This is a genomic window from Listeria grayi DSM 20601 (assembly GCF_000148995.1).
GTDB classification, from domain to species: Bacteria; Bacillota; Bacilli; order Lactobacillales; family Listeriaceae; genus Listeria; species Listeria grayi.
This window is the reverse complement of record NZ_GL538352.1, coordinates 789,418-809,595: the sequence shown is the minus strand read 5'-3', so window position 1 is coordinate 809,595 and position 20,178 is coordinate 789,418. Positions and strand designations below refer to the sequence as shown.

General features: G+C 40.5%; 22 protein-coding genes. 2 read left to right on the top strand and 20 right to left on the bottom strand.

The window, feature by feature from the left end; translation table 11 throughout:
* Positions 1-7 precede the first annotated feature (7 nt).
* From grpE to lepA, 4 genes are all read right to left on the bottom strand, one after another.
* Positions 8-583 (bottom strand): nucleotide exchange factor GrpE, encoded by a 576-nt coding sequence (grpE, locus tag HMPREF0556_RS04090; RefSeq protein ID WP_003755796.1) that lies wholly within the window; start codon positions 581-583, stop codon positions 8-10.
* A gap of 42 nt (positions 584-625) precedes the next feature.
* Positions 626-1,663: a heat-inducible transcriptional repressor HrcA gene (gene hrcA, locus HMPREF0556_RS04085; protein WP_040486461.1), complete on the bottom strand. Its 1,038-nt coding sequence runs from the start codon at positions 1,661-1,663 to the stop codon at positions 626-628.
* A 122-nt stretch (positions 1,664-1,785) separates the two neighbouring features.
* The gene (hemW, locus tag HMPREF0556_RS04080) at positions 1,786-2,913 is read right to left on the bottom strand and encodes a radical SAM family heme chaperone HemW (protein ID WP_003755793.1); all 1,128 of its coding nucleotides are present in this window, start codon (positions 2,911-2,913) and stop codon (positions 1,786-1,788) included.
* Between the two features lie 64 nt (positions 2,914-2,977).
* Complete coding sequence (gene lepA / locus HMPREF0556_RS04075; protein ID WP_003755790.1) at positions 2,978-4,810, bottom strand: translation elongation factor 4; 1,833 nt, start codon at positions 4,808-4,810, stop codon at positions 2,978-2,980.
* Between the two features lie 239 nt (positions 4,811-5,049).
* On the opposite strand from lepA, the gene rpsT reads away from it, so the two are divergent.
* Positions 5,050-5,304 carry a 30S ribosomal protein S20 gene (rpsT, locus tag HMPREF0556_RS04070; protein WP_003755788.1) on the top strand — a complete coding sequence of 85 codons (255 nt, stop codon included), beginning with the start codon at positions 5,050-5,052 and terminating at the stop codon, positions 5,302-5,304.
* Between the two features lie 96 nt (positions 5,305-5,400).
* On the opposite strand, the gene holA is transcribed toward rpsT, so the two are convergent.
* The 12 genes from holA to HMPREF0556_RS04010 form a co-directional block, all read right to left on the bottom strand.
* The gene (gene holA / locus HMPREF0556_RS04065; RefSeq protein WP_003755787.1) at positions 5,401-6,429 is read right to left on the bottom strand and encodes a DNA polymerase III subunit delta; all 1,029 of its coding nucleotides are present in this window, start codon (positions 6,427-6,429) and stop codon (positions 5,401-5,403) included.
* Between the two features lie 67 nt (positions 6,430-6,496).
* Positions 6,497-8,641: a DNA internalization-related competence protein ComEC/Rec2 gene (locus HMPREF0556_RS04060; RefSeq protein WP_003755785.1), complete on the bottom strand. Its 2,145-nt coding sequence runs from the start codon at positions 8,639-8,641 to the stop codon at positions 6,497-6,499.
* Positions 8,642-8,752: 111 nt separating this feature from the next.
* The gene (locus HMPREF0556_RS04055; protein ID WP_003755783.1) at positions 8,753-9,235 is read right to left on the bottom strand and encodes a ComE operon protein 2; all 483 of its coding nucleotides are present in this window, start codon (positions 9,233-9,235) and stop codon (positions 8,753-8,755) included.
* Positions 9,236-9,313: 78 nt separating this feature from the next.
* Positions 9,314-9,910, bottom strand: a complete 597-nt coding sequence (locus HMPREF0556_RS04050) for a helix-hairpin-helix domain-containing protein (RefSeq protein WP_003755782.1) — start codon at positions 9,908-9,910, stop codon at positions 9,314-9,316.
* 91 nt (positions 9,911-10,001) lie between these two features.
* Positions 10,002-10,736 (bottom strand): class I SAM-dependent DNA methyltransferase, encoded by a 735-nt coding sequence (locus tag HMPREF0556_RS04045; RefSeq protein ID WP_003755780.1) that lies wholly within the window; start codon positions 10,734-10,736, stop codon positions 10,002-10,004.
* A 52-nt stretch (positions 10,737-10,788) separates the two neighbouring features.
* Positions 10,789-11,145: a ribosome silencing factor gene (rsfS, locus tag HMPREF0556_RS04040; protein ID WP_003755779.1), complete on the bottom strand. Its 357-nt coding sequence runs from the start codon at positions 11,143-11,145 to the stop codon at positions 10,789-10,791.
* A 17-nt stretch (positions 11,146-11,162) separates the two neighbouring features.
* Positions 11,163-11,726, bottom strand: a complete 564-nt coding sequence (gene yqeK / locus HMPREF0556_RS04035) for a bis(5'-nucleosyl)-tetraphosphatase (symmetrical) YqeK (RefSeq protein WP_003755777.1) — start codon at positions 11,724-11,726, stop codon at positions 11,163-11,165.
* Entirely contained in the window at positions 11,719-12,288 is a 570-nt protein-coding gene (locus tag HMPREF0556_RS04030; RefSeq protein ID WP_003755776.1) for a nicotinate-nucleotide adenylyltransferase, read from the bottom strand. Before HMPREF0556_RS04030 ends, yqeK begins: the two co-directional genes overlap by 8 nt.
* 13 nt (positions 12,289-12,301) lie before the next feature.
* The gene (yhbY, locus tag HMPREF0556_RS04025; RefSeq protein ID WP_003755775.1) at positions 12,302-12,595 is read right to left on the bottom strand and encodes a ribosome assembly RNA-binding protein YhbY; all 294 of its coding nucleotides are present in this window, start codon (positions 12,593-12,595) and stop codon (positions 12,302-12,304) included.
* A complete protein-coding gene (aroE, locus tag HMPREF0556_RS04020) occupies positions 12,592-13,416 on the bottom strand; it encodes a shikimate dehydrogenase (protein WP_003755773.1) in 825 nt (274 codons plus the stop codon). The genes yhbY and aroE overlap by 4 nt, the downstream gene beginning before the upstream one ends.
* Positions 13,417-13,431: 15 nt before the next feature.
* Positions 13,432-14,532: a ribosome biogenesis GTPase YqeH gene (gene yqeH / locus HMPREF0556_RS04015; RefSeq protein ID WP_003755772.1), complete on the bottom strand. Its 1,101-nt coding sequence runs from the start codon at positions 14,530-14,532 to the stop codon at positions 13,432-13,434.
* Positions 14,529-15,050, bottom strand: coding sequence for a YqeG family HAD IIIA-type phosphatase (locus tag HMPREF0556_RS04010; protein WP_003755770.1), 522 nt, complete (start codon positions 15,048-15,050; stop codon positions 14,529-14,531). Before HMPREF0556_RS04010 ends, yqeH begins: the two co-directional genes overlap by 4 nt.
* A 148-nt stretch (positions 15,051-15,198) precedes the next feature.
* Between HMPREF0556_RS04010 and HMPREF0556_RS04005 the strand changes: the two genes are divergently transcribed.
* The gene (locus tag HMPREF0556_RS04005) at positions 15,199-17,001 is read left to right on the top strand and encodes a M3 family oligoendopeptidase (protein ID WP_040486458.1); all 1,803 of its coding nucleotides are present in this window, start codon (positions 15,199-15,201) and stop codon (positions 16,999-17,001) included.
* A gap of 356 nt (positions 17,002-17,357) precedes the next feature.
* On the opposite strand, the gene HMPREF0556_RS04000 is transcribed toward HMPREF0556_RS04005, so the two are convergent.
* The 4 genes from HMPREF0556_RS04000 to greA form a co-directional block, all read right to left on the bottom strand.
* Positions 17,358-17,813, bottom strand: a complete 456-nt coding sequence (locus tag HMPREF0556_RS04000) for a hypothetical protein (protein WP_003755765.1) — start codon at positions 17,811-17,813, stop codon at positions 17,358-17,360.
* 328 nt (positions 17,814-18,141) lie between these two features.
* Positions 18,142-18,849 carry a 5'-methylthioadenosine/adenosylhomocysteine nucleosidase gene (locus HMPREF0556_RS03995; protein ID WP_040486457.1) on the bottom strand — a complete coding sequence of 236 codons (708 nt, stop codon included), beginning with the start codon at positions 18,847-18,849 and terminating at the stop codon, positions 18,142-18,144.
* A gap of 51 nt (positions 18,850-18,900) precedes the next feature.
* Entirely contained in the window at positions 18,901-19,539 is a 639-nt protein-coding gene (locus HMPREF0556_RS03990) for a DUF1510 family protein (RefSeq protein ID WP_003755762.1), read from the bottom strand.
* Positions 19,540-19,579: 40 nt separating this feature from the next.
* Positions 19,580-20,062 (bottom strand): transcription elongation factor GreA, encoded by a 483-nt coding sequence (gene greA, locus HMPREF0556_RS03985; RefSeq protein ID WP_036104011.1) that lies wholly within the window; start codon positions 20,060-20,062, stop codon positions 19,580-19,582.
* Between the last annotated feature and the right edge of the window lie 116 nt (positions 20,063-20,178).

Genomic DNA, 20,178 nt, shown 5'->3' with positions numbered 1-20,178 from the left:
CCTGTTTTTACTGATTTACTTTAACCATTGACGGGCGAATAACCCGATCTTTCAATTTATAACCTTTTTGAAGTTCTGCGGTAACGCTATTGCTTTCTGCGCTATCATCGCTGTCCTGCATCACTGCTTGGTGATAATTAGGATCAAATTGTTCGCCGACCGCTTCGATCGGTTCGATCCCCTCATTTTTAAGTGCTTGCAGAATTTGTTTATATACCATTTCCATACCAGTAAGCAGTGCTTTTGTTTCTGGTGTTTCACTAGCAGATGCCAATGCTTTTTCAAAACCATCAAGCGCTGGCAAAAGATCTTGTGCCAAATTTTGGGAACGGTATTTTTGGATCGCTTCACGCTCTGCAATATGACGTTTTTTGATATTGTCAAAATCCGCTTGCAGACGAAGATAGCGATTTTCCTGCTCTTCTAATTGTGCTTTGAGCGTTTCGATTTCTTCTTTTAATGGATCTGTTTCTGTTTTTTCAGTTGTAGCTCCTTCTTCCGCTAAAACTTCTTCCAAATCTACTTGCGCTTCTTTTTCAATTTCTTCTTCTACTTTTTCTTGCTTGTTTTTTGATTCAGACACTTTTTGTCACCTCCTGAAAAACGTTCGCCTTCCAGTCCTCTCTTAATTTTGGTTCTCTAAATAGAGTTTCGTCAAAACATTTGTCAAATCGCGGCTGAAAACATCTACCAGTCCCATCATCCTGCTGTATTCCATATGTGTAGGGCCAAGCAAAACGATTCCGCCAACACTTTCCCCGCCTACTTTATACGTAGCCGTAATAATGCTACAATCATCCATCACTCGATTATCGATCTCGCGTCCGATCTTCACTTGCAGGCTGTCTGGGATATCGCGAAACAATTCATAAATGTTTTGTTCCTCTTCCAACAAACCTAGAAAATCGCGGACCTTATCGATGTCATGGAATTCCGGTTGGTGGAGCATATTGGTCTTTCCGCCAAAATAAACTTTGTTTTGCATAAATTGCTGCAAAGGGTTATCTAGTATCCCAAGCAGTTTTTCATGATTGGCTACATGTTTTTCAAGCAATTTCGTTACTTCCACTGGTATCTGAGAACGAAGTCGTTCGACCGGGACACCAACTAAGCGTTCATTGAAAATATTGACCATCTTTTCCAGATCGCTTAACGAGATGCCTTCCGGGATAGATACCAAATGATTATCGACGTGCCCCTGATCCGTTATCAAGATCAACATCGCCTGATGCTGATTGATCGGTACAAAGCGAAAACCGCTAAGGCGATTCGTCGCTGTGGCAGGTCCTAGCAGAATGGAAGTATAATGTGTCAAGTTGGACAACATCGAAGCTGAATTTTGGATCAGCTGCTCCATTTCCACGTAATCATTGGAAAACAAAGATCCGATGATCTGTCTGTCTTGGCTAGTCAATGTTTGTGGTTGGGACAAATAATCGACGTAAAAGCGATATCCCTTTTCAGAAGGAACTCTTCCGGAAGAAGAATGGGTCTTTTCAATCAGACCATGCTCCTCCAAGACACCCATCTCATTGCGAATCGTCGCTGAACTGTACGGCAGATTCTTTTCTTTTATCAAGTTTTTGGAACCTACTGGCTGCACGGTCCAGGTAAAGTGATCAATAATTGCACGAAAAATCAACAGCTGTCTTTCCGTTAACATGATTATCACCTCTATTTTTAGCACTCTGAACTTCTAAGTGCTAAATACAATTATTAATTTACCAAACAATATGGTGATAGTCAACAGAAAACACTTGTTTTTTTATATTTTGTCAAAGAAGGTCAAATAAATTCTTGGAAAACATTATTTCCTAAAAAACGACCGTCACGAGTAAGAGCGATCCGCTCCTCATTTTCATATAATAAACCTTCCGCAAGCGTCTTTTCGATTGCATGCGGGAAGACATCATTCAAATTCTGTCCAAATTTTTGCAAAAAATGCGCTTTTGATACGCCGTCCACTTTCCGCAAACCTAGGAACATCTCCTCTTCCATTTTCTCTTGGAGCGGCAATACTCTACTTTGGAAAACAGGAAGTTCCCCGTTTTCGAGCGGTTCCATATATTTTTTGATCGGTCCAAAATTGCTGTAACGCTGTTCGCCCAGATAACCGTGCGCTCCTGCACCGAAACCATAATAATGTTCATTGCTCCAGTAAACGATATTGTGTCTACTTTCAAAACCCGGTTTAGCAAAATTGCTGATCTCATATTGTCTGCGGCCGTGTTTTTCCATTTCATTCATTAAGGTATCGTACATATTCGCCTCGATTTCTTGTTTCGGCAAGATCAACTGCCCTTTTTGCATCAAGTTATAAAAAATCGTTTTTGGCTCGATAATGAGCGAATAGGCAGAATAATGCGGTAGATCCAGATCAAGTGCTTGCGTGAGCGTATCTTTAAAATCAGCGAAGGTTTGTGTCGGCAAGCTGAAAATCAAATCGATGCTGACATTATCCAAACCGATCTTTCGGAGATTATCGACAGACTGATACACATCTTTTGTGGTATGGATCCGGCCGATTTTTTTTAGCAGCTCATTATTAAAACTCTGCACGCCCATACTGATACGGTTGACGCCATGGTCTTTCAAAACCTGGATTTTTTCGAGCGACAAGTCACCTGGATTTGCTTCAAAGGAAAACTCCGCGTTTTCCCGTAGTGGCAAAAGTCGATGAATAGCTGTGCATAAGCGGGCAAGCTGTTTTTCATTTAATGTCGTTGGTGTCCCTCCACCTACAAATACTGTATCGATCGGTTCTAATTCTTGCTTTCCTGTTACCATTTCCATTTCTCTGATCAACAAATCGACATAACGATCCACCGGCTGACCTTCTAAAAAGACTTTATTAAAGTCGCAATAATAACAAATATGTTCGCAAAATGGGATATGGATATAAACAGAACTCATTTTGACAAGGCCTTCTTTCTAATAAAGAGCTGCCAGTATATGCTGACAACTCTTTTTCATTTTATTATTTGGAAGGGGAATCATCCATCTTCAAGATCGCCATAAAGGCTTCTTGCGGAACTTCCACGGAACCAATCGATTTCATCCGTTTTTTACCTTCTTTTTGTTTTTCTAATAATTTACGTTTTCTGGAAACATCGCCGCCGTAGCATTTTGCAAGGACGTTTTTACGCAGCGCCTTGATGGTCGAACGCGAAACGATCTTTGTGCCGATCGCGGATTGGATCGGAACTTCGAACTGCTGCCGAGGAATAAGTTCTTTTAACTTTTCAACAATGATCTTGCCGCGCTCATAAGCAAAATCACGATGAACGATAAAGCTGAGCGCATCGACTTTCTCGCCATTAAGGAGAATATCCATTTTGACTAGCTTGCTTTCTTTATAACCGATCAGCTCATAATCAAACGACGCATAGCCTTTTGTACTGGATTTTAACTGATCAAAGAAATCATAGACGATCTCAGATAATGGGATCTCATAAATAATACTCACGCGAATATCATCCAAATATTCCATTGTAATGAAATTTCCACGTTTGTTTTGCGCTAGCTCCATTACAGCACCGACATAATCATTCGGTACCATGACAGTTGCTTTTACATAAGGTTCTTCCACGCTGGCAACATTCGTTTGATCCGGCATGTCAGCTGGATTATCCACCACGATCTCGGAACCATCAGTCATTTTGACATGATAGATAACACTCGGAGCCGTAGTGATCAAATCGATATTGAATTCGCGCTCGATCCGCTCCTGAATGATTTCCATATGCAGTAAGCCTAAGAATCCAGCACGGAAACCAAATCCAAGTGCTTGAGAAGTTTCAGCTTCATATTGTAGCGCTGAATCATTCAATTCTAGCTTTTCAAGGGCATCACGCAAATCATTATACCGTGAGGAGTCGATCGGATAAAGGCCACAGTACACCATTGGGTTCAAACGGCGATAACCTGGTAGCGCTTCTTTTGCAGGATTGTTTGCAAGTGTGATCGTATCACCGACATGCGTATCTGCGACATTTTTGATAGCAGCAGTAATATAACCTACATCCCCTACCATTAGACTATCGCGCGGGGTCGTTTTCGGCGTGAATACACCTACTTCGGTTACTTCAAACTCTTTACCGGTCGCCATCATTTGAATCGTATCACCGGCTTTTACCATTCCGTCCATGATCCGGATATTCGCGATAACGCCTTTATATGGATCAAAAATCGAATCAAAGATCAACGCTTTCAGAGGATTGTCAATGCTTCCTCCTGGTGCAGGAACTTTTTCAACGATCTGCTCTAGAATCTCTTCGATGCCGATCCCTGATTTTGCCGAAGCCAGGACAGCTTCACTTGCATCCAATCCAATCACGTCTTCTACTTCTTCGCGAACACGTTCCGGATCAGCAGCAGGAAGATCGATCTTATTGATGACAGGTAATATTTCCAAATCATTATCAAGTGCCAAATAGACATTGGCAAGTGTCTGTGCTTCAATCCCTTGGGCAGCATCAACGACTAAAATAGCGCCTTCACAGGCAGCTAGACTTCGCGACACCTCATAGGTGAAATCGACATGTCCCGGTGTATCGATCAAATGAAAAATGTATGTTTCTCCATCTTTTGCTTGATAATTCAATTGTACGGCGTTCAATTTAATAGTGATCCCGCGTTCACGTTCTAAATCCATCGAATCCAATAACTGGCTTTTCATTTCACGATGGGTCAACGCATTGGTTTTCTCCAGAATGCGGTCGGCAAGTGTACTTTTCCCATGATCGATATGAGCAATGATGGAAAAGTTTCTTATTTTTTGTTGTCGTGCTTGCATTTCTTCTTTATTCATATCTCCAGCTCCTGATAAGAACTCATCTCAATTTCCGATGGCAAACTAACCTTGATTATAGCAGTAGATGCCATAACTTTCAATCTCTCTTTGGATTTAATGATAAATTTCTATAAAATCGAAAAGTATTATTGCATTATGAAGATACTTTCGGTATAATTACTTGTGTTCTGAATAAAATTAAAGGTATCTTGAAGTAAATAAATAGTACCTCATTAGTCTGGACGGAGGTGAATGGAATGCCAAATATCAAATCTGCAATCAAACGCGTAAAAACAACTGAGACTCGTAACAGCCGCAATGCTGCACAACGTTCCGCAATGCGTACTGCTATCAAGAAATTTGAAGAAGCAGCTGCAACTAATGCAGACAACGCACAAGAATTGTATGTAGAAGCAAGCAAAAAATTGGATGGCGCTGCAAGCAAAGGATTGATCCATAGAAACAATGCTGCTCGCAACAAATCCCGTTTAGCTGCTAAATTAGCTAAATAATAGCGAAGCAAACATCACACCTTATGTGTGGTGTTTTTCATTTTATAAAAAATCCCGCTAGTTATCGAATGTCATTGGATACTCAGCGGGATTTTTTTATCTAACTTTTCGTTTGTCATGTAGTGTAAATAAAAACCATTCAAACTTCTGTTCTTTATTTCCATACCCGGTTTTCAATTCATAATCAATAGCTGCGAGTTGTTTTAAAATGAAATCCAGATCTGGTTGACTGAAATTACGAGCTTGTCTGCTAGCCAATTTCACACGAAATGGATGAACACGTAATTTAGTTGCCATCTGCTGCTGGCTATATCCTTGCTTTTCCAATATTTTTAATTGATTAAGCAGTCTAAACTGACTTGCGATCAATGCCATGATCTTGATCGGCTCTTCTTTTTGCTTTAAAAGATCATAATAAATACGCAAAGCTCCGGCAATATCAAAGGCAATCATTTTATCAAGCAATAAAAAAATATTTTGTTCCAATGAGCGAACTACGAGTTGTTCGACACTATCCACTGTCACAAGCCGTTCTTCTTGACCGTAAAGCATTAATTTTTGCAGTTCGTTCATGCTAGTAGTCAAATTGATATTGGTCAATTCAATCAAGCGATCCAACGCAGCGGGTTCTATCTTCATTTCTGCTTTTGCGATTTCATTCATGAGCCACTGTTTCAATTCTTTTTCTGCTGGCGGTTTTGCTTCAATCACAGTTGCTTGTTTTTTTATTAATTTTGTCAGTTTCTTTCGTTCATCTAATTTAGGTGTACGCGCGATAATACATAACACAGAATAAGGCGCTGGTTCTGCGAGGTAGCGTTCCAAATTCTCTGTTCGGTGCTCGATTTTGGATTTTGTTTTTTCAGCAGTTAGAAAAACGGGATTACTGGCGATCACCAAACGACGATCTCCGAAAAAAGGCATGCTTTCCGCTTCTTCGATTACCGTTTCGACAGGCGTTTCTTCTAAATCAAAATTGGCATAATTAAATTCCGAATTTTCTGCTTCTAAGATTTGGTCACTTAATTTCTTTTTGGTTTCATTGATAATATAATCCTCTGTTCCGATAATAAGATAGAGCGGAGCGAGCTTTCCTTTGTTGATACGATTCCATTCAGCTAACATATGTCCCTAGCACCTTCCTACTTTATTATCCTTCTATCGTAAGGCATCTTTCGGAAGATGACAAGCCCTAGTCTAATTTGAATGTAAAACCTTGTCCAAACGTATAGCGAATCTCGCCTTGCAGATCGGTACGGTACACAACTGCGCCTATCTGCCGCAGCGTCGCTAATGTTTGCCGATGCGGATGACCAAAGCGATTGTTTACGCCACAGGAGATAATAGCTATTCTTGGATTTACAGTTTTAGCAAATGCAAGGGACGTAGAAGTTTTACTACCGTGGTGACCAACTTTTAATATATCCGCTCGAATTGCTTTATTCAATAGCTGTACCTCCCCCTCCGCTTCCAAGTCACCCGTGAACAACCATGTTTTTCCATCTAAGTTTGCTTTGATAACAAGTGAATCGTTGTTTTCTCCCTTTCCTTGTTTGGATGGGTAGAGGCATTCAAAATGGATGCCGTCGCCTATGTCCCAACTGTCTCCCGCTCTCATCGTGTGTACTTTAGAAGAAGGCCATTTTTGTAAGGCTTTTTGCAGGATTTTCTTCTGTTCTGCGCCCTCTCCATGATATAACTGCTTCATGGTTATTTCTGCTTCCAATTCTTCGAGTGCTCCCATATGGTCTGCATCACTATGTGTTACGATCACTTTATCCAATTTTCCGATTCCTTTTGATTTCAGGACGGGGACAAGGATATTTTTCCCAACTGTAAAATCGCGCCTTCGTTTTTGCCATTTTTCTTGTTGGAAAGCCATTTGTCCGCCAGTATCAATGAGGTAATTCCCCTTGTTATTTGGTAATTGAATCAAAATACTGTCCCCTTGACCAATATCAATAAATGTTACCTTCCCTATCCAATTACTTTTACTTAGAAGCAGCAATACGAAAACAGCAATAAGGCAAATGTAGCGGGAGGTTTTTCGATTTTCCCAAAGGAGAAAAAAAAGATAGATCAATGCAAGAATAGCGATAATCAAACTTGGATGGGGCCTTCCAGTTATCAGCACTTGATACGGAATACTGCCGAGATAATGCGTGATTTTTTCCATGAAAAGCAGTAAAGGATTGCCATAAACTGCTGCTATCGGGAAGCAAAAAGAGAGAAAGGATAATGGGAGGACGAAAAAAACAAATAATGGAACATAAATCAAATTGAGAAAAATACCTGTCCAGGAGATTTGATAAAAGTGATAACAGACAATGGGGATAGAGATCCATGTTGTGATCCAAGAAAGCACAAACATCTGGCTCCAATTAGAGGTAAAGCGGCGTAAGATTTTTTGATTAGAAAGAATAATACCTGCTGTCAGTGCGTAACTCAGCTGGAATCCCACATCAAACAGCTGCATAGGGCGAATAAATAAGCAGATTATACCACTGGCACAAAGTGCGGTAAAAGGATCGATTTTCTTCATAAAAAGCGGTAATAGATAGCTTAGCAGCGCCATAATACCGGCTCTCGTAACTGATGGTCCTGCCCCTGTCAAAAAAATATAGAAGGGAATAAAGATAACAATACTGATTTTTGCATATTCATGCGGTAGCCGGATGCGAATCAGCAGATAGTATACTGCTTTTAAAAGTACTTGGATGTGCAGACCGGATATCGCTAATAAATGCACAACTCCTAGTTCTTGGAAGTCCCGGTAGCTTTCTTCGGAAAAGTTAGTGCGTTCTCCAAGTATTAATGCCGCAACATAAGCGCTTGTTGGTTGTGGTAATGTATTTTCGATATGCGTATACAAAAAGCGGCGATAGTTTTTTATGAGTAATAGCGGTGTATTACGCTTTTTAGTACCTATCCGCAATTCTTTTGCTTGAAAAACCGCCTTAATATTATTTTTTTCTAGAAAAGCAGCATAATCGAACTGGTCAAAATTTCTACTCTTCTGTGGAGGAGTCGTTTCCCCCTTTAAAAAAAGATAATTTCCATATTCTAGCTTCTGCAGTTGCTTTTTTTCGGAGAGCTGATTGATTTTATAGGTTACTTGGATTCTTCCAGTCGAGGTCTGGAGAACCGTTCGAAATTGGTTTCCGTCTATGTCTAGCCGCTCTGAGATGTAGCCATTCCGTTCACTTCTACTTTGCAACTGTGAATTTCCATGATGTGTCCATTGTAAGAAAAGCAGGTATAACAGGGTGATAAAAGCGACCAACAGCCATGTTCTTTTTTTTAAAACAGCAAATGCGCAGCAGCTAAAGCTGCACATTAAGATTGCAGTTTGTGGATAAAAATGAAACAGTGTGATGCTGAGAATCAGCGTCAGAAAAAGCGTACTTAGAGGTCTGTGCAGTCCGTTCGCCTCCGCTCTTTGGTGTATTTACTTTGCTTCTGTTATATTTTCAGAGGTAAATGGTTCACGATCAAAGATGTCTTTACTCATTTCTACTTTTTTGGTCGTGACATTCGCTTGTTCAAAAAGTTCTACCGCATAGGGGTGATTTTTATAATCTTCACCATAATAAACCGTCTTGATTCCTGCTTGAATGATTGATTTACAGCAGGATATGCAAGGAAAATGGGTCACATATAGTTCTGCATTATCAGTAGACGCACCAAACTTCGCACATTGGAGGATCGCGTTCATTTCAGCATGGATCGTACGGATACAATGTCCGTCTACAATGTAGCAGCCATGTTCCGTGCAGTGATCTCCACCTGCGATCGATCCATTATAGCCACTTGCAATAATTCGTTTGTCGCGAACGATTGTAGCACCTACCATTAAACGGGTACATGTGCTTCGTGTAGAAATCAAATAGCTTTGCGCCATGAAAAATTGATCCCACGCAATTCTTTGCATATTAAAAACTCCTTTAGCAATTAGACATCATTAAAACTAGTATAGTGCTAACGTTAAATAACCGTCAATCTTTTCTCGTCATTTTACTGCAATAAAGTTTTTTAAGCGCTCGATGGTCTTTTCACCAAATCCAGAAATATTCTTTAAATCTTCCACTTTTTGAAACAAACCGGTTGATTCGCGGTATTCAAGGATGGCTTGTGCTTTTGCTGGGCCGACGCCAGGAATACCTTGCAGTTCTTGTAGAGAGGCAGTATTGATATTAACGGTGTCATCTTTCCTCTGTTTATCTGTATCGGTTTGTTCTGCTATCTCGCCGATTTTGGCAATGTAAATACTTTCTTCATCTTTCAGTTTGGCAGCCAGATTGATTTGCTTCATATCGGCTGTTTGGTTTACCCCACCCGCCAAGTGGACTAGATCCTGTACTCTAGCATCTTTAGCAACCTGATAAACGCCAGGTTTGCTTACTGCTCCTTTAATATCTACTACAATCGTTTTTGATGATTTTGGTGTTTCAGATTCGGCTGCTTTAGTTTGATCCACTGGTTTTGGCGTAGCTTCAGCGACAGGTGCTTCAGTCCTCGTTAAAAACCAAAAAAGTAAGAGGGCACCGATCAGAGCAATGCCGGCAGTTATGAGTTGTTTGGTATACTTCCGCAAATAAATATTCATGTTGTCTGCCTCCTTTAACTACTTTTTCCACTCGAATGTCGATTTCCCTTTTTCCAGTTGGTCACATAAAAAAAAGAAATAATCCTGAGAATTATTTCTTCGCTACAAAAAAGATCCGTTCACTTGTTTCAGTAGGCTGATTATCCGTGAAATCGGCATAAACTTCAATTTTCGAAAAACCGGCTTCATCGAGCCAAGCTATGTATTGTTCCTTTGGAAAAGTGCGTTCTTTATGTAATTCATCTACTCTTGTATATGTTCCGCTTTCTTCATCCAAAAGAAAGAACGTCAATTCGTGTTCTACAGATAGTGGTGATTCGCCGGGGAAAGAATTCCAGATCGTGGCGATTTCTTCTTCCGCATCGCCATATGAGAAAGCATGAAACCCTGTCGTCATTTTATAGACAGAATGAACATCAAAAAGGAACGTTCCCGATTCATTTAGCTGTTTCGCCACATTTCGAAAGGTAGCTTTGACAGCTGCTTCTGTGTCTAAATAATTAAGCGAGTCGCAGTAACAAGTAATCACATCAAAACTTTCCGGCAAGGAAAAGGTCGTCATATCTTGGGTCGCAAAATCGATGGGAACTTCGGCAGCCAATGCTTTTTCCGTGGCTACATCAATCATTTCTGATGAAAGGTCAAGTCCTGTGACTGCAAAGCCAGCAAAAGCAAATTCAAGTGCCAGTTCTCCAGTCCCACAAGCTAGATCAAGCAATTTAGCCGCTTTCCGGTCCACATGACGCTGCGTAAATTCTAACCATTTTTGATACAGGGCAGGATCCATCAACCGATCATAAAATCCCGGAAAATATTCATAGCTCATCACAGTTTCCTCCTTACATAAAGAAAGAGATCAATTGATCTCTTTCTGCTACCTATAAATTAAATGCAGGCGTTACATCCACAGTTGGCGCATCGCCCCATAGTTTTTCAAGATTATAATACGCACGTTCTTCGCGTTGGAAAACATGTACGATCACATCGCCAAGATCTAGCAAGATCCATTTTGCTTCATCCGCACCTTCAAGTCGTTTGATCTCCACTTGGTTTTCATCCGCTTTATCTTTGATTTCCTTTGCGATCGCCTCTACTTGCTTGTCCGAGTTACCGTGGCAGATCATAAAATAATCAGCAATGCTGGATAGTTTTTTCATTTCTATTGCGATAATATCTTCCGCGCGTTTATCATCAGCTGCTTTTGCAACTGTCATAAGTACATCATAACTAGTCAAATTTATTTGTCACTCCTTTATTTTTTTCGTGCAATATAGTAATTATAAGCGGCTAATGTTTCCGGGAATACTTTTTGCTCTTTTTCGATCAAGTAAACGATTGTTCTGGAAAGCGCGAAGACCATGCCGTCATCCAGCGATTGTTGGGTAAGGCGGCGTGCTTCTTCAACACCTGGAAAATCGCGGCCAGGTTCGATGTAATCGGCTAAAAAGATCACTTTATCTAACTCAGACATTTCCGCAGTTCCGGTCGTATGATATTTGATGGCATGCAAGATCTCTGGATCAGTAATGCCGAATTCTGTTTGTACAAGAAAAGCGCCAACTGGGGCGTGCCATAGTTCCGAATGATAATCTAACAGTCGCGGATCCATCTTTTCACGCTCGATGATTTCCCGCGCTTTTGGCACATCTACATATTTTGCATAATCATGCAAAATACCGGCTAGGCTTGCTTTCTCTTCCGAAACCTGATAACGCTTGGCAAGCTGGATAGCAGTCTTTTCTACTCCAAGTGAATGCTGATAGCGTTTTTCAGGCATTGCTGCTTTTACTTTTTCTAAGATCTGTTCCCTAGTCATATAAATGATTCTCCTTTATATAATTCGCCACATTATCAGGTACCAAGTATTGGATCGAGCTATTTTGTTTTACTTTATCGCGAATAATCGTGGAAGAGATCTCGATCACAGGAATGTCGATCTTGATAACGGGATAAGGCGACTTGCGGTGATGCCCGCGTCTATTTACCCCGACAAAGTGCACGAACTTGATCAGTTCATCAATCTTATACCACTTAGGTAAAAACTCAACCATATCGCCACCAATGATGAAATAAAGTTCGCTGTCCGGACTTTCTGCTTTCCACGCTTTGATCGTATCATACGTGTAAGATTTCCCGGAGCGGTGCAATTCTCGCTCATCAATCGCAAAGAAGGGATTATTCGCCGTAGCTCCCTGCAACATCTCTAATCGTTGCTGAGCACTTGCGAGGTTTTCCTCTTCTTTATGCGGTGGGAGCTGATTAGGAAGAAACCAGATCTTGTCGAGATCAAGCTGTTCTTTTACTTCATTAGCCATAATCAAATGACCAAGATGAGGCGGGTTAAATGTACCACCAAGGATACCGATTTTTTGAACCATCTGTTTCGCTCCTTTACGACGGCAAGATGATTTGCTTTTTAGTCTTTGATTCTTTATACAAAATGATCGTTCGGCCGATGATCTGAACTAGTTCTGCGTGCGTTCGTGAGGTGATCAATTCTGCCACTTCTTCTTTCGGTACGTCACAATTTTGTAAAATCGAAACTTTGATAAGTTCACGTGCTTCTAAAACATCATTCAATTGCGTAATCATGGTAGGCACGACGCCACCTTTGCCAACCTGAAAAATCGGCTCTAACTTGTGTGCTTCTTTGCGCAAGTAGCGCTTTTGTTTTCCTGAAATCATAGGGATGATTGTCCTCCTAGTTCTTCTAATAGCTTCTTTTTCATTACTTCAAGGTTGGGCATATGTCCCGTCCAGCGTTGGTAAGCTAATGCTCCTTGACCGCTAAACATCGGCAGACCATTTTGGATGACCGCACCTTTTGTCTTTGCCTGCTTTAGAAAAGCAGTTTCAGCAGGATTATAGATGATATCGACCACCACAGTGCCCGCTTGTAAATTTGTCAATTGGATCGGTGTTTCATTTTTAGACGCTGGCAGTCCGATCGACGTTGTTTGAATAATGATCGTAAAATCAGCCAAATATTTTTCTGCTTTTGCAAGCGACCATGCTTCGTGTGTTTTCTGTACCATAGCTGCTGCCTTTTCTACTGTACGATTGGCGATGACGAGCTGCTGTGGCGATGCATCTGCTAATGCCAAGTAAATGGCCTTGCTTGCCCCGCCTGCTCCGATGATCAAGATTCGGTCTTCACTCGTGACTGCTTTGATCTCGTGTAATCCTTCCATAAAGCCAGCACCATCTGTGTTGTCACCAAGCCATTTTCCATCAGCTTTGATAACTGTATTCACAGCCCCACAACGTTTGGCAAAGGGGCTTAGTTCATCCAAATGCGGAATGATACGTTCTTTGAAAGGAACGGTGACGTTAAAACCGTTAAAATCGCCAGCGAGTAGATGGGCGATCTCAGCATCGAAAGCTTCCACAGAAACTTGGATCGCTTCGTAATTGGCGTCACGCTCTTCTGATCGAAAAGCAGCATTATGCATACTTGGCGATAAGGAATGATTGATTGGATTGCCGATCACTGCATATTTTTCCATTGTTGACCTCTTTTACTACACAAGCGAACGTCTAATACTGACATTGACTCCTTCTGGCACCCAGGCAGTGACTTTTGCATTGCCTTCAGGAACCGTTACCCAGCCTAATCCAGAAAAGACGATATCTTGTTTTTCTTTTAATTGGAATTGATACGGAACAAGTTTGGGCAAGTCCGCGATTTCTTCTTTTGTCGGCGGTGCTAATACTTCACCGGCTTGTGTTTCATAAAGCTGCGTCGCTTTTTCTAATTTCGTACGGTGTGTTTTGAGTTGATTTGACATGTAAACGACAAATGATTTCCGGCCGCCGCTCTCATAGTCTAAACGTGCCAACGCACCGAAGAAAAGTGTTTGTTCTTCGTTTAATTGGAAAACAAGCGGTTTGATCTCGCTTTTCGGCATCATTAACTTCAATGTTTTTCCAGAAACAAAATGAGCCATTTGATGATGATTGATGATCCCTGGTGTGTCGACAAGCAATTTGCCGTCTGCAAGCGGGATCTCGATCTTATCAAGTGTTGTTCCAGGGAATTGCGATGTGGTCACCACATTGCTCTCACCGGAAGCACGTTTGATGATCTGGTTGATCAATGTGGACTTCCCGACATTTGTACAACCAACGATATAAACGTCTTCTCCGCCTCGCAAGTCGTCGATCGTATCTAACAGTTCATCAAAGCCAGTATTTTTTTCTGCACTGACGAGAACAGCATCTTTTGCCTGTAAGCCTAGCTCTCTCGAACGGCCACGCATCCATTTTATCAATTTGTCGTGTTTCAACGATTTTGGCAGCAAATCTGCTTTATTGCCGACTAATAGTACCGGATTATCACCCGCAAAACGGTTCAATCCCGGTAGCCAACTGCCATCAAAATCAAAGATATCGACAACATAGACGATCAGCGCTTTTTTTGCTCCGATCGTATTCAAGATCTTTAAGAAGTCATCATCTGTAAGCGAGACATCTTGAATCTCATTATAATGCTTTAAACGAAAACAACGTCTACAGATAATCGTATCTTTGTCTAACGAAGATTTCGGCGCATAGCCGATCTTTTCAGGATCTTCGGTTTGAATAACGGCTCCACAGCCAATACATCTTAATTCTTCTGTCAAAGTGAATCCTCCCACTTTAGATTTGTTTTTTTACGAAGTGATTTTAAGATCATTCGTTCCATCATACGGTTAAACTTTGTAATAAAGCCGTCCGTTTCTTTTACTGGCTTCACGAAAATCGTATAAAGTTGCTGCCGGTTCCCGCCCCATATATCTGTCATGATCTGGTCGCCGATCATGATCGTTTCTTCCGGCGTTGCATCAAGTGCCTCCATCGCTTTTTTAAAATTGCCAGCTAATGGTTTCTTTGCTTTTGCCAAAAAAGGGATCCGTGCTGCTTTCGCTACGCGTTCTACCCGCATTTCATTATTATTGGATAGGATCATGACTTTGATCCCCTCTGCTTCTAAGATCGTAAACCAGTTGATGACTTCATCGGTCGCATCTAACTGATCCCAAGCCAGCAGGGTATTGTCTAAATCAGTCAAAATAGTTGTTTTCCCCATCTCACGAAGATGTTCTGCTGTTATTCCAAACGGAGTCTTTAACATTTTGTCTGGTGAAAATTGTTTTAGCACTTCATTGGCACCTCATTTATTCATATGATTACATTATTTTATCACAATTCCCTCCTAAAATGTCAAATTTCCGTATTTCCTAGGGTTTTAGTAGTTTCCTTTTGAAAAAAAATGCTATAATAGGCCTATTATGAAGGGAGGAATAAAGATGAGTGATTCCTATTCTTTGAATTGGAACCTGGACGCGATTTATTCAGGAGGAAGCGGTTCAGAAGAATTAAAAGAAAGTCTTGCAGCGTTAAAAAGCGATTTAGACAGCTTTGTACTACATATAAAAGATTGGGTGATCCCTACTCGAAAAGAAGATTCCGTGGAATTCTTATTATTGGTCAATCAGCATGCTGATATTACAAAAGGGCTTCTTAATAGCAGTAACTTTTTAGAGTGTCTTGCTTCAGCAGATGTGAACGACACACGAGCGAACGAGCTCGCTTCGCTCGTTTATGAATATTTTTCGATTTTGCATACAGCAGAAGATGATTGGTATGACAAATTCGCTTCGATCCGTGATGATGTTTGGGAAAGACTACTGAACGAAAACGGATTGAATGAGATCCAGTTTATTTTGAACGAAGCACGCACTAACCGCAAGAAAAAAGGCAGCAAGGAACAAGAAGCCGCTATCAATAGTTTATCCGTCGATGGCTACCGTGGTTGGTCTGATCATTATGATACGATCGTCGGCAAAGTACGTGTTACAGTCAATCTAGATGGCGAGGAGAAAGAATATTCTGCGGGGCAAGCACTTAACCTGCTCAATCACCCGGATCGTGCTGTACGAGAAAAAGTATTTCGCGCGTATACGAAAGCATGGCAGGATAACAGCCGCTTATTCGGCGACACGCTCAATCATTTAGCTGGATTCCGTTTAGCAACGTATCAGTTGCGTGGCTGGGAAGATATCCATGCCGAACCGCTCGATTACAACCGCTTAGATAAAAAAACCTTAGATACGATGTGGCAAGTCATTGACAATCATAAAGCTAAATTCGTCACTTTCCTTGAAAGAAAAGCAAAAATCTTGGGACTTGAAAAGTTAAGCTTCTACGATGTGGAGGCGCCCCTTGTCTTCTCTGGTGAGCCTAAAAAATACAGCTACCAAGAAGGCGCTGATTTTATCATCGAACAATTTGGCAAATTCAGTCCAAAAATGGCGAAATTCGCTGCATACGCATTCAAGGAAGAATGGATCGAAGCAGAAGACCGAGATAACAAGCGTCCCGGCGGCTTTTGTATCGATTTCCCACTTGAAAAAGAAAGCCGGATATTCATGACGTATGATGGAGCGCCTGGAACAGTCGCTACGCTTGCACATGAATTAGGTCATGCTTTCCATTCACACGTGATCCGAGATGAGGCTTTTGAAAATACGGATTATGCAATGAATGTCGCAGAGACAGCTTCTACATTTGCAGAAATGATCATTGCCGATGCTTCGGTAAAAGATGCGGCGACAAAAGAAGACAAGATCACATTATTAGAAGATAAAATCGGCCGCAGTATTGCGTTTTTCATGAATATCCATGCACGTTTCTTATTTGAGACTCGCTTTTATGAAGCGCGAAAAGAAGGTGTCCTTTCCGTTGACCGCTTGAATGCATTAATGGAAGAAGCACAACGCGAAGCTTATATGGATGCGCTTGATGAATACCATCCGCAATTCTGGGCGTCGAAATTGCATTTCTATATTGCCGACGTGCCATTCTATAACTTCCCGTATACATTCGGATATTTGTTCTCGCTAGGCATTTATCATATCGCTTTAGAAGAAGGCACAAGCTACGAAGATAAATATATCGCCCTCTTGCGCGATACTGGTGCGATGACGACAGAACAATTAGCTAAGAAGCATTTAGGTGTTGATCTGACAGAACCCGCTTTCTGGGAAAATGCTGTTCAGACAGCAGCAAAAGATGTAGATGAATTTTTAGAGCTTACGAGTGAGCTTTGAGACTAGAATAGAGAACAGGAAAGAAGATCTTTCTTTCCTGTTTTTTTAAAAGCTGTGCCAAGCTCCTACATCAATCTTTCGAACGAAAAATACGAAAAATTTTTCAGACAGTTTTTTATAGTCATACTCTGCTTACGTCACAAATTAAACTCCATTATTATTGTACCGATAGATAATTATCCATTACAGCGATGGCTTTATCTTTGAAATCATAAGACTCAATAAGTCAAATAACAAAGGAATCGCATGAAATCCATTTTCGAAAATGGTGTTTCCATGTGATTCTTTTTTGCTTTTATTTTAGGTGAACAATAACTTTATATTTCCGTCGCTTGGAATGAACACATAAAATTTAACTATTTATTTTTTAAAGTAATGAAAATATTTTTTTCACTTTTTTTACTAATACTGTTACCAGCTAGAACATAATCAATAGTTGCTTTTTTAGTGTTTTTTTCGTAAGTAATATAATATGTTATCTCACAATTTTCTATTTTATTTAAGTCCCGTTTGTTCTTCAACTTAGTACCATCAAAATATTTATCTCGTCTTAGAACCAGCTTTTCCCATTGCTTATAATCACTTTTCGTGGTAATTATTTTATACACATCATCCACAGAATCGGCCGTATAATAAGTATTATCTTTAATGACATAAAGGTCTGATTTAGGGATGTCCATACTCTTGACTGCTTTTTCAATAGGAACTTTGGCTTTAGCTTTGAGATACCACATGTTCCCATAATAATAACCATAAGAACCCCCAATAACTAGCACGACAACTACAATAATTCCGATTACTATTTTTTTCATAATAAACCTCGTTTCCTTAGTAGGTTCCTATTTTCTTAGGATAGTATTTCGCTGTAAATGTTCGTGGAATCATAGATGGGGAAATCCAATCTAAGCCGGCCATTGCTGGCTCGATTGCATTTATACTTCCGCTTCCATAATAATATGATTGAAATACCATTTTAGAACAATAATTCGGATTCTTATTCATTGTAGCAGTGGAAACTTTATATTTAATGTGCTTATTTTTTTTATAAGCATGGCTACTATTCCAAAAAGTTTTATCTGCATAACTAGCAACTTTGCATGTCCATTTCCTCCTATTGATTCATTCACAGGCACTGCCTATTCAAGCCAATTCCTCCAACAATTTCAAAATACAAGACGCGGATTGTTTAGAAGCAAGTTCGACAAATGTATCAAATGAATCTGCTGCTTTTCCGTCTGCTGTATCAGAAATCGCGCGAATGATAACAAATGGTATCTCAAAATGAGAAGCGGTTTGGGCAATTGCGGTTGCTTCCATCTCTACCGCCTGTACAGCAGGGAATTGCCGCTGGATAGCCTGTTTTTGTTCGCTGTTAGAGATGAAGGAATCTGTTGTCACGATCAAACCGTAATAAGCTTTGTTGCCAATTTCTTCCAAAGCAGTGTTATAGATCGATTGCGCTAGTCTCGCTAATTTTTCACTACCTCGATAAAAAGCTGGCATTTGTGGTACTTGGCCAAATTCGTAACCGAAAGCAGTGGCATCGACATCGCCATAAGTCAGCTGATCAGAAATAATGATATCACCAACAGAAAGTTCCGAACCCACTCCTCCTGCTGTTCCAGTGTTGATGATCATTTCTGGTTCAAAGTTTTGACAAAGGATCGTAGTACCGATTGCAGCATTCACTTTGCCGATCCCAGATTGAAGCAAGATGATTTCTTTGTCATGGATATAACCTTTATAAAAAGTTGCCCCTTTAAGGACGATTTCTTCTCTATGTACTAATTTTTCTTTTAGTAGTGCTACTTCTTCTTGCATAGCACCGATAATTCCGATTCGTTGCATAATTTTCCTCCTTAAAAAAAGAATGGCACTTAGACGCAGTCCCATTCTTTTTTATCGTTTATCATTTGTTTTCAATACTTCTACTTTTGTGGCTGCCCAACCTTCGTTGTCTTTCCAAGACAGATAAACGCGGAAAGCCTTGTCAGGCGTTTCTTTTTTAGAAACCGTGGTAATTGCTTCCGTTGCTGGCTTTTTACCATGTTCCACAAACCAGACAGACATATCGTCACGCGAGATGTCTGCACCTTCGCTTGCTGCTTCCAGCTTTTCTTTCCAATCAACACTGCTGGAGTCATACGAATTGATGTGTTGACCGGTTTGTTCCGTTTTGACCGCTTGCCAGTTTTTCGTGATCACTTCAGAGACATTAGGATCATCACTTTTTTCGGTCTTTGTTTCTTCTTTTGCTTTTTCCTCTTTTGCAGGTGTTTTTTCTTTCTTAGAAACACCTACAGCATCTTCTTTATTTTTAACAGAAGATGCTGTTTTGGTATTGGAAGGAGTTTGTTCCTTTTTATTCGTTGTAAATAAAACAAACCACAAACTTAAAACGATCAATAGTGCGACGACAATAATCAAGATATTTAATATCAAGTTGGTTTTTTTACGCTTCGTATTTTGCTCTTGTCTGGAAGCATCCACCATATTTTGCGAAACGCGTTTGTTTTTTGTTTGTCTGCTATTTGCCACGTGTATTCACCGCCTTTATATCCACTAGCACGAAAGCTGATTAAGAAGCGCTGATCGCGATGATCTTAACTGTCATTTCGCCGCCAGGGGTTTGGATCTCTACTTCTTCGCCGATCTTGTGTCCTAAAAGTGCTTTAGCGATTGGAGAATCGTTAGAGATACGTCCTTCAAATGGATCTGCTTCGGCGCTACCGACGATCGTGTAAGCTTCTTCGTCTCCGTCAGGAACTTCCGTAAAGGTTACTGTTTTACCAAGTGTCACTAAATCGTTGCTTGCATCTAAAGCATCAATGATCTGCGCATTGCGGATCATGTTTTCCAGGGTTGTGATGCGACCTTCTACGAATGCTTGTTCATCTTTAGCAGAATCGTACTCGGAGTTTTCTGATAGATCACCGAAACCGCGAGCGATCTTGATTCTTTCTACAACTTCTTTACGTTTTACCGTTTTTAATTCATGTAATTCTGTTTCTAATTTTGCTTTCCCTTCCAGGGTCATTGGAAATACTTTTTCTTGAGCCAATCTAGTTCTCTCCTTTATATACACATTATTTCTTTATTGCAAGAAAAGCACGGAGGCTACTCCGCACTTTGAAATGAATATTTACCTTATGTGAGAATCATCCATCGTTTTCTCTT